We start from the raw sequence: 13176 nt of genomic DNA, 5'->3' as shown, positions 1-13176 counted from the left end.
AACGAGGGAACAGTGGATCTTCAGGAGGCCGCGGAGGTCTTCACCGGCGTGCGGCCGCGCCTGTTCGGCATCGCGTACCGCATGCTCGGCAGCGCCGCCGAGGCAGAGGATCTGGTGCAGGACGTCTGGCTGCGCTGGCAGGGCACCGACCGCGACGCGGTGGTCAACCCGGCCGCGTTCCTGGCGACCACCACGACCCGGCTGGCGATCAACGCCTTGCAGTCGGCCCGGGTGCGGCGCGAGACGTACATCGGACCGTGGCTCCCCGAGCCGGTCGACACCAGCGCGGACCCGTACCTCGGTGCGGAGCGCGGCGAGGCCCTGGCGTTCGCGGCGCTGATCCTGATGGAGAAGCTGACCCCCAACGAACGAGCGGCGTACGTGCTACGGGAGGCCTTCGACTACCCGTACGGGCAGATCGCCGACATCCTCCAGTCGACCGAACCCGCGGTCCGGCAGCTGGTCAGCCGCGCCCGCAAGCACGTGACCGGGGAACGGCGTACCCCGGTGAGCACCGAGGCGCAGAAGGAGCTGCTGACCACGTTCGTGGCGGCCGCCCGCTCCGGCGACATGGCCGCGCTGGAACGGCTCTTCGCCGTGGACGTGGTCAGCCTCTCCGACGGCAACGGCGCCAAGCAGGTGTCCCGTCGCCCGGTGACCGGTGTCGGCAAGCTGGCGAACATGTTCCACGTGATCTCCGGCTGGTTCTGGGAGGGCGTCGACGTGCGGTACGTGGAAGCCAACGGCCAGGCGTCCGCCGTGCTGCTGCGTGACGGCCGGGTCTCCGCCGTCCTCGCGGTCACCGCGTCGGCCGACGGCATCGACCAGCTGCTGTGGATGATGAACCCGGAGAAACTCACAGCGATCTGATGTCACAAATGCGAGCCGTCACCGGTCCTAGCAGTATGCGAACGATTCTGGTGGTCGGCGGTGGCTACGCGGGTTTCTACACGGCTTGGAAGCTGGAGAGGAAACTCCGGCGCGACGAGGCCCGCGTGGTGGTGGTCGACCCACGGCCGTACATGACATATCAGCCGTTCCTGCCCGAGGTGCTCGCCGGTTCGGTCGAAGCGCGGCACGCCGCGGTGTCGCTGCGCCGGCACCTGAAGCGCAGCCGGGTCGTCTCCGGCCGGGTGGTCGCGGTCGACCACGCGCACCGGCGGGTCACCGTACGCCCGGCCGAGGGCGAGGAGTACCAGCTCGGCTACGACATCATCGTCGTCACCGCCGGGGCGGTCACCCGCAAGCTGGCCATCCCCGGCGTGGCCGAGCAGGCGATCGGCATGAAGCACGTGGAGGAGGCGGTGGCCATCCGGGACCGGATGTTCACCAACTTCGACCGGGCCTCGGCGCTGCCCCCCGGGCCGCTGCGCCGGCGGCTGCTCACCGTGACCTTCGTCGGCGGCGGGTTCTCCGGTGTCGAGGGCATCGGCGAGCTGCTGTCGCTGGCCACGTCACTGATGCGCAGGTATCCCGAGCTCGACCCCGGCGAGCTGAGCTTCCACCTGGTGGAGGCCCGCGACCGGATCCTGCCCGAGGTCACCGACGAGCCCGGCCGCTGGGTGGTCGGTTCGCTGGAGAAGCGCGGCGCGCGGGTCCACCTCAACGCCCAGCTGGTCTCCGCCGTCGACGGGCACGTGGTCCTGTCGGACGGCGAGGAGTTCGACTCCGACCTGATCGTCTGGACCGCCGGCAACGGGGCGAACCCGATGGTGCGCAGCCACACCGACCTGCCCGTCGACGCGCGCGGCATGCTGGTCGTCCGCGCCGACCTGCGGGTCGGCACCGACGACGAGCCGGTTCCGGACGCCTGGGGTGCCGGTGACGACGCGGCCGTCCCGGACCTCGCCGTGAACCGGCCCGGGGCCGCCACGGTGCCGAACGCCCAGCACGCCGTACGCCAGGGCAAGCTCCTCGCCAGGAACATCGTGGCCACGCTGCGCGGCCGCGAGCCGAAGAAGTACGTGCACCACAGCCTCGGTACGGTCGCCACGCTAGGCCTCGGCCGCGGCATCTTCCAGTACCACCGGATCGTCATCAAGGGACTGCCGGCCTGGCTCATGCACCGGGGTTATCACGTGCTGGCCGTACCCAGCTGGGAGCGGAAGGTCCGGGTGCTGGCGGTCTGGCTGACCGCCGCGGTATTCGGCCGGGACATCGTCTCCCTCGCCTCGGTGCAGGACCCCCGCCGGGAGTTCGTCACGGGCGGTGAACCGCCCTCGCGACGCGAGCATGCGCGATCGTCATGACGACGTCGTGGGCAGGCTTGCCGAGGCCTGCCGGGCCGGGGACGTCGACGCGATCCGGGCCGTGCTGGCCGCCAATGCCGTTGTCGTGTGCGACGGCATCGGGCGCGGAGCTGTGCACGGCGCGGATCGGGCCGCCCGGCTGATCGCGCTGCTGCTGGGCGGTGACCCGGGGCTCGGTCTCGCCTCGGTCAACGGCAGCGCGGGCCTGGTCCGGCGCCGCGCCGGCCGGGCGGTCGCGGTGGCCGCCGTGGAGATCGCCGTCGACCGGGTGGCCGCGGTCTGGATCGTGGTCAACCCCGCCAAGCTGGGCCACTGGACCTGGTAAGGCTCAGCCGACGCCGACGGTCTGCCGCTCGGCCTCGATGACGGCCACGACACGCTCCTCCTCGCGCGGGTACGGCGCGCCCGTGTATTTCACGGCGATCTGGTCGACGATCTCCCAGCCCTCGTCGCCGTCGAGCCATTCGACGACGCGGCCGCGGATGACCACCGGACGGAACGGGTTGTCAGCCGGCGCGAAGGACAGCGCCACCCGCGGGTCGCGGCGCAGGTTGCGGGCCTTGCGCGAGCCCGGCCCGGTGAGGAAGACGATCTGGTCGCCGCGGGTGCCGACCCAGAGCGGGACGGTGTGCGGCGAGCCGTCGGGCAGGACGGTGGCGAGATGGGCCAGCGAGGTGCCGTCGAGAACGCGGCGTACCTCGGGGTCCAGCGCCTCGTTGCGGCTGCTCATGTCGCACCTCTTTCGTGGGGTTCCTTCAGGAGACCCCACGACCGTAACAGTCTAAGTTCCTTGAGGGAACCCCACGTTGCTAGACTTCCGCCATGCAACGCACCAATTTCGGCGACATGGCCTGCTCGATCGCGCGCACGCTCGACGTCATCGGAGAGCCCTGGTCACCGCTGATCCTGCGCGACGTGTTCGCCGGGATGACCCGCTTCGAGCAGATGCAGGCCGACCTCGGGATCTCCCGCAAGGTGCTGACCGAGCGGCTCAACCACCTGGTCGGCCACGGCATCCTCGAGCGGCAGCCGTACGACCGGCGCCCGCGCTACGAGTACGTCCTCACCGAGAGAGGCGCCGAACTGGTCCAGCTGTTGATGCTGATGACCGCCTGGGGCGACCGGTGGCTCGCCGGCGAGGCCGGCCCGCCGGTCCTCTACCGCCACCACGCGTGCGGCGAGATCAGCCGGCCCGAGCTGCGCTGCGCGCACTGCGGCGATCCGATGAGCGCTCGCGACATCGACCTGCTGCCCGGCCCCGGCGCGCCGAAGTAATCGGCGGCTTACCGAGGCGGCTTGGAGTGCGCTAGGCTGCGTCTTAGAACATTTGTTCGAAGCACCGTCTTGTTCGAAGCACCGTCGCCGCACCTTCCCCTGCGGCACGCACCCCGGGGGACAGCGCATGGGCACACGGCAGGCTTGGACCGGCGACGGCCGCATCAGCGGCGTGGCCGACGCGCTCGCCGCCCTGCAACGGGTCAACGCCACCGCGCAGCATCGGGACACCACCGCCGCCCTCGCCCACGCCGTGCAGACCGCCGACGACGCCGAGCTCGCGCCGGACGTCTCGCAGATCCTGCCCGCCGACCCCAGCCTGCTGCCGCTGCTCCCCTGGCCGGGCGGGCTGCGCAAGGGCGCTACCGTCGCCGCGGTCGGCTCCACCTCACTGCTGATGCTGCTGCTGGCCGGCGCCATGCGTGACACCGCCGGCTGGGCGTGCGTGGTCGGCATGCCCTCGTTCGGGGTGCTCGCCGCCGGGCAGGACTTCGGGGTGCCGGTCGACCGGCTGGCCCTGGTGCCGGAGCCGGGCCCGGACTGGCCCACCATCGTCGGCACCCTCCTCGACGGCGTCGACCTGGTCGTCGTCGCGCCGCCCGCCGACGTTCCGGAGGGCCTGGCGCGGTCACTCTCCTCACGGGCCCGGCAGCGCGGCGCGGTCCTCGTACCCACCCGGGCCTGGCCGGGCGCCGAGCTCACCATGGAGGTGACGTCGCGCCGCTGGCACGGGCTCGGCCAGGGGCGGGGCCGGCTGCGCTACTGCGATCTTCAGGTGCGCTCGGCCGGGCGCGGCAAGGCCGTGCGGCCCCGGTCCGCGACGCTCAGCGTGCCGCCCTCATTGGACGCGTCGCTTCGGGCGCAGTATTCCGCACCTCTCCCAGCCCGCTGACGCACCGCCCCGGCCATCTCGGCGCCGCCCGCCACCACGCACCTCGGCCCGCCGCCGGGCATCGCCCCACCACGAGCCCCGACCCCACCGCCCGGCACAGCCTCGCCACAGCCTGAGAGCTTCCGTAGTCCAGGTCCCAAGTGTGATCTTGCTTGGCCCACGCTCAACGCTGTCTCAACGGCCGCCAGACAGCACCCACGTTGGGCCGGACAAGACCCTGACCACGAAGGCTGTCCCACCCCCGCCACCGGAAACCAATGCCGTGCCCCAACCCCGCCGACCCCGCGATTCTCAGTTACTCACCGTTACTGCAAATGACAGCAAAAATCCGCCGACACATCGATTTGCTTCGACGGCGTTTCCGGCTCTTGTCAGACCCATCAACGGCTCCCTATTCTCCCGGGAAAGCGCTTACCCAATGCTCAGAGGCCTCGGAGCAACATCAGCACAGCAGCACCGCCCGCGATGACGCATGCCCGGAACCCAATGACACCGGTCAATGCGGATTTGAACCACCCCCACAACCCAGGACAAGGTGAGGCGAGCATGAATCGATCGGCCAAACTGCGACTCCGTGCGGCACTGGCCGCCGCAGTCACCGCGGCCGCCGGGGGCGCGATCGCCGTCGCGCTTCCGATGCATCAGGCGTCGGCGGCGGTGGGCGGCGTGACCGGCTTCGCGGCCGCCAACGGCGGGACCACCGGCGGCGCCGGCGGCACCCGGGTCCGGGCCACCACCGGCACCGCGATCCACACCGCCCTGTGCACCCGGGCCAGCAGCAGCACCCCGATCATCATCGAGGTCGAGGGCACGATCAACCACGGCAACACCGCCAAGGTCTCCGGCGACAGCTGCAACACCGCTGCCGGCCTGATCGAGCTGAAGCAGATCAGCAACGTGACGATCGTCGGTGTCGGTGGCGGCGCGGTCTTCGACCAGCTGGGCATCCACATCCGGGACTCCAGCAACATCATCATCCAGAACGTGACCGTCCGGAACGTCAAGAAGTCCGGCTCGCCGACCTCCAACGGCGGCGACGCGATCGGCATGGAGAGCACGGTCCGCAACGTCTGGGTGGACCACGTCACCCTGGAGGCCTCGGGCGGCGAGTCGGAGGGCTTCGACGGGCTGTTCGACATGAAGAACGACGTCGAGTACGTGACCCTGTCCTACAGCGTCCTGCGCAACTCGGGACGCGGCGGCCTGATCGGGTCGAGCGAGACCGACACCGGCAGCGGCAACATCACGTTCCACCACAACAAGTACGAGAACATCGATTCGCGTACGCCGCTGCTGCGTGGCGGTGTCGCGCACATCTACAACAACCACTACGTCAGCCTCAACGAGTCCGGCATCAACTCGCGGGCCGGCGCCAAGGCCAAGGTGGACAACAACTACTTCAAGGACTCCAAGGACGTCCTCGGCACGTTCTACACCGACCAGGCCGGGTACTGGCAGGTCAGCGGAAACATCTTCGACAACGTGACGTGGTCGGCCAAGGGCACCGACAACAACCCGGCCGGGCCGAACCCGGTGTCCAACACGAGCGTGAGCGTCCCGTACGCGTACACCCTCGACAACGCGTCCTGCGTACCGAACATCGTCAGCCAGACCGCCGGCGCCAACAAGGGTCTCCAGGTCTCCACCGGCAGCTGCTCGGTAACCAGCAGCCCCTCGACGCCGCCGTCCTCGCCCGCGCCGTCTTCGCCCGCACCCTCTTCCCCCGCACCCTCCTCGCCCGCGCCGTCGCAGCCGTCCGGCACCAACCTCAGCATCGGCGCCGGCGCGGACGGTTCGAGCAAGGCCGACGGCACCAGCTACGGCAACGTCAAGGACGGCAACCTGAGCACCTACTGGTCACCGGCCGGCACCACCGGCGACATCTCGATCAAGTGGAGCTCCGCGAAGACGGTATCGAGGATCAACATCCGGGAGGCCTCCGGCGCGACCGGCCTCATCGGCAACTGGCAGGTCCTCAACGGCAGTACGGTCCTGGCCTCCGGCAGCGGGGCGAAGGTCATCAGCTTCTCCGCCACCTCACTGACGAAGATCACCTTCCGGATCACCAGCGCCTCCGGCACCCCGCGGGTCGCCGAGTTCGAGACGTACGCCTGACCGGTGCGCCGTGCCCTCCCACCGCACGGCGGGAGGGCACGTCCGGTTCAGCGGGTCAGAACCGGCTCGAGTACGTCGTACACATGGGTGTTCGGATGTTTGCCGGTGAACCGCTCGGCAAGCGGCCCGTAGGCTGTGACCGGCACGTCCACTCCGGTGTGCCCGGTCGTGGTCCAGTCGATGTAGAACTGGAACGGGCTGCCCTTCACCGCGAACGGCCCGTCCTCGGCCGAGGTCCCGGTCCCGGACTCGTCGGCGGTGTCCACGTCCTCCACCGCCAGCCCGCCGGTCTCGTGGTCGCCCGTCACGACCACCAGGGTGTCGCGGTGGGTGGCGGCGTACGCCCGGGCCACCGCGACCGCCTTGTCCAGCTCGCCCATCGTCTGCAGGGTGCGCACGCCGTTGTTGCGGTGCGCGAACTCGTCCACGCCCTCCTCCTCGATCAGCAGGAAGAAGCCGTCCCGGTCGGTGGAGAGGTTGGTCAGGGCCTTCTTGGTCATCGTGGCCAGGCTGACCACCGGGTCGTAGACGTCGCCCTGCCCTTCCGCCCGCTGCTGGAACATCTCCTGGTTGGCGAAGAGCCCGAGCAGCTTGCCCCGCCCGGCCGCGGCCAGCTGCGCCGGCGTCGACACGTACTGGTAGCCGTCCGCCTGCGCCTGCGCGATCAGGTTGCCCTTGGTGCCGCGACTGCCCTCGGTCGGATCCTCGGCCGGCTGGTCCGGGTAGGCGCCCGGCGTACCGGCCGGCAGCCACCAGTCCTCACCGCCGCCGAGAATGACGTCCGGCTTCGACTTCTCCAGGTACTGCCGGGCGATGTCGTCCTGCGCCGCCCGGTCCACCGAGTTCGAGAAGAACGCCGCCGGGCTCGCATCGGTCACCTGCGCCGTGGTCACCAGCCCGGTCGCCTTGCCGGCCTGCTTGGCCTGCGCACCCAGGATCGGCAGCGGGTTCCCGTCCACGTCCACGCTGATCGCGCCGTTGTAGGTCCGCACTCCGGTAGCCCACGCGCTCGCCCCCGCCGCCGAGTCGGTGATAGCCGACTCCGGGTCGTCCGGGCTGGTCGTGAGCTGCCCGGACACCGGAAGCTTGTCCATGGTCAGCTGCCCATCCATCCCGGCGTAGTAGAGCCGGGCCGCCTCCCGATGGGCCGACGCCATGCCGTCCCCGTTGATGAAGATGACGTTGCGCACCCCCGGCCGTCCCCGATCGGGCGCTTCAGCACCGGCTTCCCTGAGCGGATTCACCAGGGTCAACCCCGCCGCGGCCACCGCTCCGGCCACCACCGGCGCGGCCAGCCACCGCACAGAACGGACCAACATGTCTCTCCCCCTCCAGCGTCATCGATGTATCGGAGGACCCATCCGAAGACAGGCATCGATACCGAGTTAACGCCTCACCGCGCCCTCCGGCGCCCCCGCCGCCGGAAATGCGGCAACTATGCGGATAGGCTGCCACAGAAAGATCAAACCCATCCGGGGTACGCGCAACCGGCGTCCCGCCGAAGCCGACCCCGTCCCCGCTCTCCCAGCGCAGCCCGGCTTCCCGCACCGCCCCAACGCGACCACCGGGAAACACCATCACCTGACGGTTACAACAGCGAACGCGCGACGGACTGGTGTTTCCCGGCGGTCGCGCTGGGGCGGTGAGGGAAGGCCCGGCTGGCGCCGGGAGAGCAGGGACGCGTCGGCTTCGGCAAAACGCCGGTCACGCGTACCCCGGAGAAGCAACGAAGTCAGAACTGGAAGCTGTGCGGGCCGGCGTGGCCGGCCGGCAGCAGGCAGTCGTCGTGCTCGGCCGGGCATACGGTGTCGCACGGGTCGAGCGGGACCACCTCGCAGCCGCCGGTGGTCCAGCGGGCCCACCACCATTCGTCGCCTCCGGCGGCGGCCAGGGCGAAGGCCATGTGGCTGCCTTCGTGGCCGGTCGCGAGTTCGCAGCGTACGTCGCGGGGTGGCAGGCCGACGCGGTGCCGCAGGCCGAGCAGCGTCGTGAACTCCCGGTGCGACACGGTGGTGGCAGCCACGCACCGGGTCGTTTCGGGGGCCGTCTGCGAACTACGGTCCGCCATCGTCACGAGCAGCAATGTACCCAGATGATGCATCTCTGCATCATCCGGCCCGATGGATCATCGCTGGGCGGGCGGCTGGCTGCGCCGACCGGTTGCCCGGCCGGCGCGGGGCCGTCACTGCTGGGCGCCGAGTGTCACCTTCGCGCTGGCCGGTTTGCCGCCCCGGGTGTAGTCAACGGTGACGGTGTCGCCGGGCCGCTTGGTCAGGGTGACCGCGGCCAGGTCGTTGGTGCTGGTGACCGGCTTGCCGTCGATGCCGGTGATCATGTCGCCGGTCTGCAGGCCGGCCTTGGCCGCCGGGCCGCCGGGTACGACGGAGCGGACGTAGACGCCGCCCGGCTGTCCCTGGGTGGGCGGCACCGTGATCACGCTGACGCCGAACCAGGCGTGCGTCACCGTACCGGTCTCGATGATCTCGTCGGAGACGAGTTTCGCCAGGTCGACCGGGATGGCGAAGCCGAGGCCGATGTCGCCGGCGCTGCCGCCACCGCCCGCGGAGCTGGGGATCGTGGCACCGGCTGAGGGCACTCCGACCAGCTGGCCCTGGCAGTTGACGAGCGCGCCGCCGCTGTTGCCGGGGTTGATCGCGGCGTCGGTCTGCAGCGCCGAGACCAGCAGCGCGTTCTCGCCGGCGTCGCCGGGCACCTCGATGGTGCGGTCCAGGGCGCTGATGATGCCGGAGGTGACCGTGTTGGACAGCCCGAGCGGCGCACCGAGCGCGACCACCGGCTGGCCGACAACCACGTCCTTGGACTGGCCGAACGGGATGACCGGCAGCGACTGCTGCCCGTCGACCTTGATGACCGCCAGGTCCGCCTTGGGGTCCCGGCCGGTGATCGTGGCCGGCACGCTCCGGCCGTCGTTGAAGAGCACGCTGACCTGGCCGCCGTCGGCCGCCACCGAGATCACGTGGTTGTTGGTGAGGATGTATCCCTCGGCGCGGATCACCTCACCGGAGCCGGTGCCGCCGGATTCGCCGCTGCTCGCCGAGATCGTCACCACCGAGGGCAGCACCTTCTCCGCCACCGCGGTTGCCGCGCAGGTCGCGGCCTTGTCGGGGCCGATCGCGACGGTGGACGAACCGCCCGATGGGCTGCCCGCGGACGGCTCGTTGGCGTTGACCACGAGACCGCCGATCACCGCGCCGAGCACGGCGGCGACCGCCGCGCTGACCCACACCCGCCAGCCCCAGTCGCCACCGGAGCCTGTCGCCGGAACGTTGTCGTTCGCGGTGTCCATCTTCCACCGTCCTCGCCGAATGCCGTTGTCGACGTTCAGCAAAGGTCACGACGCCCGCCGGGACATCCCCCGTCAGGGGTGAGCCGGGCTCGGGTTCACCCGCGGCGAACGATGCGCGAGGCGGTCTCCACGCGCGAGGTTGAGGGCATCCGGCGAGGAGGCGAGCACTGTGGCTGATATCAAACACGTTCCGGGGAGCACGACGACCGGTGAGGCGCCCGCACGGGCCGGGCTGGTGCTGACCGCGCTGATCGTGGTCGCCGCCGTGGCGAACCTGAACCTGTCCGTGGCGAACGTGGCGCTGCCCTCGATCGGCCGGGCGTTCGACTCGTCGCAGACCACCCTGGATCTGATCGCGGTCGGTTATTCGCTGGGCCTGGCGGCGTCGGTGCTCTACCTGGGCGCGCTCGGCGACCGGTACGGGCGCAAGATGATGCTGCTGCTCGGCATGGGGCTGTCCGTGCCGGCGTGCCTGCTCGCCGCGTACGCGCCGTCGGACATGGTGCTGTTCCTCGCCCGGCTGCTCGGCGGGTTCTCGGCCGGCCTGGCCTATCCGACGACCCTGGCGCTGATCACCGCCCTGTGGTCCGGCGCGGGCCGCACGAAATCCATCGCACTGTGGTCGGCGGTCGGCGGAGGGATCGCCGCGCTCGGCCCGCTGGTGGCCGGCGCGATGTTGCAGAACTTCTGGTGGGGTTCGGTCTTCCTGATCACCCTGCCGCTGGTGGTCATCGCGCTGCTGCTCGCCTGGTTCCTGGTGCCGAGCGGTGTCAACGAGACCTCCGACCCGGTCGACAACCTGGGCGGCATCCTGTCGGTGGTGCTGGTCGGCTCGCTCATCCTGGCGATCAACTTCGCGCCGGTGCCGAACAAGGGCACCCTCACCCTGGGCCTGGCCGCGATCGCCCTGGCCGCGCTCTTCGCGTTCGTGTTGCGGCAGCGGCGCGCCGCGAACCCGCTCTACGACCTGCACGTCGCCGGGCGGCGGGTGTTCTGGGTAGCCGCCTGCGCCGGCGTGATCGTGTTCGGTTCGCTGATGGGCTCGGCGTTCGTCAGCCAGCAGTACCTGCAGAACGTGCTCGGCTACTCGACCCTGGAAGCCGGTGCCGCGTTCCTGCCGGCGGTGATCCTGATGGTCCTGGTGGCGCCCCGCTCGGCGAAGCTGGTGGAGACCCGCGGCGCCCGGTTCACCCTGCTCTGCGGGTACGTGTCACTGCTGCTCGCGTTCGGCTGGATGCTGTTGTTCTGGACCGAGGACAGCCCGTACTGGCAGATCGGGCTGGCGTACGCGTTCATCGGCGTCGGTGTCGGCCTGGCCGGCACCCCGGCCTCGCACTCGCTGACCGGCTCGGTGCCGGTACGCCGGGCCGGTATGGCGTCGGGCACCGCGGACCTGCAACGCGACCTCGGCGGCGCGATCCTCCAGTCGGTGTTCGGGGCGCTGCTGACCGCCGGTTACGCCTCCGCGTTCGCGGCCGCGATCACGGCCTCCCCGGACGCTCAGGACGTCAGCAGCGACATGGAGAACGTGCTGACCAAGTCGTTCTCCAGCGCCGCCGACGCGGCCCAGCAGCATCCGCAGTACGCGAGCCAGATCACCGCCGCCGCGAAGCAGTCCTTCCTGGACGGCGCGGACTGGGCGTACACGGCGGGCGTCATCGCGATCCTGGCCGGCGCCGCACTGGTGTTCTTCCTGTTCCCGCGCAAACAGCGGGAGCAGCAGCTCTTGGCCGAATACCACGCGCAGGACAACGGATAGGGAGAACCGCATGCAGCACTCGGACGTGATCATCATCGGTACCGGCGCCGGTGGGGGCACCCTGGCACATCGTCTGGCGGGCACCGGCAAACGGGTCCTGATCCTGGAACGCGGCGACTATCTGCCCCGCGAGCGGGACAACTGGGAGTCGACGGCGGTGTTCGTCAAGGGCAAGTACCGGGCCCCGGAGTTCTGGCTGGACAAACACGGCCACGAGTTCCCACCGGAGGTGAACTACTACGTCGGCGGGAACACCAAGTTCTACGGGGCCGCGCTGTTCCGGCTGCGCCCGCAGGACTTCGGCGAGATTCGCCACCACGGTGGGTTGTCCCCGGCGTGGCCGATCAGTTATGAGGATCTGGAGCCGTACTACTGCGAGGCCGAGCACCTGTACGGCGTGCACGGCCTGCACGGTGAGGACCCGAGCGCGGGCAACGCCAGCCGGCCGTACCCGTTCGGGCCGGTGCAGCACGAGCCGCGCATCCAGGAGCTCAGCGACAACCTGGAGAAGCTCGGCCGGCACCCGTTCCACCTGCCGATCGGGGTGAACCTGACGCAGACCGCGTCCGGGAACGCCACCCACGACAGCGCCTGCATCCGCTGCAACCGGGTGGACGGATTCCCGTGCCTGCTCAACGCCAAGTCCGACGCCCAGGTGCGATGTGTGGACCCGGCCCTGGAGCACGACAACGTCAGCATGGTCACCAACGCGTACGTCGAGCGCCTGGAGACTTCCGAGTCCGGCCGCGAGGTGACCGGCGTGGTCGCCTCTATCAACGGCAAGACCGAGAGGTTCACAGCGGACATCGTCGTGGTGGCCTGCGGCGCGGTGAACTCGGCGGCGCTGCTGCTGCGCTCGGCGAACGACAAGCATCCACGTGGCCTGGCCAACGGCTCGGACGTGGTGGGCCGGCACTACATGCGGCACAACAACCTGGCCGTGATGGCGGTGTCCCGCGAGCCCAACCCGACCCGATTCCAGAAGACCCTGGCCCTGCACGACTGGTACCTCGCCTCGGACGAGTGGGAGTACCCGATGGGCGGCATCCAGATGCTCGGCAAGTCCGACGCCGAGCAGATCCGGGCCAACGCACCTCGGATGGCCGGCAAGGTCTCCCCGGAGATGCCGTTCGAGGTGCTCGCCCACCACGCGGTCGACTTCTGGCTGTGCGGCGAGGACCTGCCCGACCCGGACAGCCGGGTGACCCTGGAATCCGACGGCCGGATCCGGCTCAACCTGGACGAGAAGAACAACGACGAGGGCGTCAAGCGGCTACGCCACCAGTTGCAGAGCATGCTCGGCGACCTCGGGATGCACCCGCACCGGCTGCTCGACCACAGCATCTACCTGCACAAGGGCATGCCGATCGGTGCCACCGCGCACCAGGCCGGAACGGTCCGCTTCGGCACCGACCCGAACAGTTCGGCGCTGGACGTCAACTGCCGGGCCCACGAGGTCGACAACCTGTACGTGGTGGACACCAGCTTCTTCCCGAGCATCGGGGCGGTGAACCCGTCGCTGACCGCGATGGCCAACGCCCTGCGCGTCGGCGACCACATCGCGGACCGCCTGAGCTGA

Annotated in this window: 12 protein-coding genes; 8 read left to right on the top strand and 4 right to left on the bottom strand. The window is 70.2% G+C overall.

Annotated features, from left to right (window positions below):
• Window positions 1-12: 12 nt before the first annotated feature.
• Genes I4J89_RS24465 through I4J89_RS24455 form a run of 3 tightly spaced genes read left to right on the top strand, consistent with a single transcriptional unit; the run spans window position 13 to window position 2574 of the window.
• Complete coding sequence (locus I4J89_RS24465) at window positions 13-870, top strand: RNA polymerase sigma-70 factor (RefSeq protein WP_196416380.1); 858 nt, start codon at window positions 13-15, stop codon at window positions 868-870.
• A 35-nt stretch (window positions 871-905) separates the two neighbouring features.
• The gene (locus I4J89_RS24460) at window positions 906-2249 is read left to right on the top strand and encodes an NAD(P)/FAD-dependent oxidoreductase (protein WP_196416379.1); all 1344 of its coding nucleotides are present in this window, start codon (window positions 906-908) and stop codon (window positions 2247-2249) included.
• Window positions 2233-2574 (top strand): sigma-70 family RNA polymerase sigma factor family protein, encoded by a 342-nt coding sequence (locus I4J89_RS24455; protein WP_196416378.1) that lies wholly within the window; start codon window positions 2233-2235, stop codon window positions 2572-2574. The genes I4J89_RS24460 and I4J89_RS24455 overlap by 17 nt, the downstream gene beginning before the upstream one ends.
• A gap of 3 nt (window positions 2575-2577) precedes the next feature.
• Here I4J89_RS24455 and I4J89_RS24450 read toward each other — a convergent pair whose 3' ends face one another.
• On the bottom strand, window positions 2578-2979 hold the full coding sequence (locus tag I4J89_RS24450) for a PPOX class F420-dependent oxidoreductase (RefSeq protein ID WP_196416377.1): 402 nt from the start codon (window positions 2977-2979) through the stop codon (window positions 2578-2580).
• A gap of 92 nt (window positions 2980-3071) precedes the next feature.
• On the opposite strand from I4J89_RS24450, the gene I4J89_RS24445 reads away from it, so the two are divergent.
• The 3 genes from I4J89_RS24445 (at window position 3072) to I4J89_RS24435 (ending at window position 6531) form a co-directional block, all read left to right on the top strand.
• On the top strand, window positions 3072-3524 hold the full coding sequence (locus I4J89_RS24445; protein WP_196416376.1) for a winged helix-turn-helix transcriptional regulator: 453 nt from the start codon (window positions 3072-3074) through the stop codon (window positions 3522-3524).
• Between the two features lie 127 nt (window positions 3525-3651).
• The gene (gene imuA' / locus I4J89_RS24440; RefSeq protein WP_196416375.1) at window positions 3652-4416 is read left to right on the top strand and encodes a DnaE2-dependent mutagenesis accessory factor ImuA'; all 765 of its coding nucleotides are present in this window, start codon (window positions 3652-3654) and stop codon (window positions 4414-4416) included.
• 546 nt (window positions 4417-4962) lie between these two features.
• Window positions 4963-6531 (top strand): pectate lyase family protein, encoded by a 1569-nt coding sequence (locus tag I4J89_RS24435; RefSeq protein ID WP_196416374.1) that lies wholly within the window; start codon window positions 4963-4965, stop codon window positions 6529-6531.
• A gap of 47 nt (window positions 6532-6578) precedes the next feature.
• On the opposite strand, the gene I4J89_RS24430 is transcribed toward I4J89_RS24435, so the two are convergent.
• The 3 genes from I4J89_RS24430 to I4J89_RS24420 form a co-directional block, all read right to left on the bottom strand.
• Window positions 6579-7850: an alkaline phosphatase gene (locus I4J89_RS24430; RefSeq protein ID WP_196416373.1), complete on the bottom strand. Its 1272-nt coding sequence runs from the start codon at window positions 7848-7850 to the stop codon at window positions 6579-6581.
• Window positions 7851-8263: 413 nt separating this feature from the next.
• On the bottom strand, window positions 8264-8554 hold the full coding sequence (locus I4J89_RS24425) for a hypothetical protein (protein ID WP_196416372.1): 291 nt from the start codon (window positions 8552-8554) through the stop codon (window positions 8264-8266).
• Window positions 8555-8713: 159 nt separating this feature from the next.
• Window positions 8714-9838, bottom strand: a complete 1125-nt coding sequence (locus tag I4J89_RS24420; protein WP_196416371.1) for a S1C family serine protease — start codon at window positions 9836-9838, stop codon at window positions 8714-8716.
• A 169-nt stretch (window positions 9839-10007) separates the two neighbouring features.
• On the opposite strand from I4J89_RS24420, the gene I4J89_RS24415 reads away from it, so the two are divergent.
• Both I4J89_RS24415 and I4J89_RS24410 read left to right on the top strand, forming a co-directional pair.
• A complete protein-coding gene (locus I4J89_RS24415; RefSeq protein WP_309238456.1) occupies window positions 10008-11597 on the top strand; it encodes an MFS transporter in 1590 nt (529 codons plus the stop codon).
• Between the two features lie 10 nt (window positions 11598-11607).
• Window positions 11608-13176 carry a GMC oxidoreductase gene (locus I4J89_RS24410; RefSeq protein WP_196416370.1) on the top strand — a complete coding sequence of 523 codons (1569 nt, stop codon included), beginning with the start codon at window positions 11608-11610 and terminating at the stop codon, window positions 13174-13176.

The sequence above is a fragment of the Actinoplanes aureus genome, assembly GCF_015704865.1.
In the GTDB taxonomy this organism is placed as follows: Bacteria; Actinomycetota; Actinomycetes; order Mycobacteriales; family Micromonosporaceae; genus Actinoplanes; species Actinoplanes aureus.
This window is presented reverse-complemented; position numbering and strand designations above follow the sequence as displayed.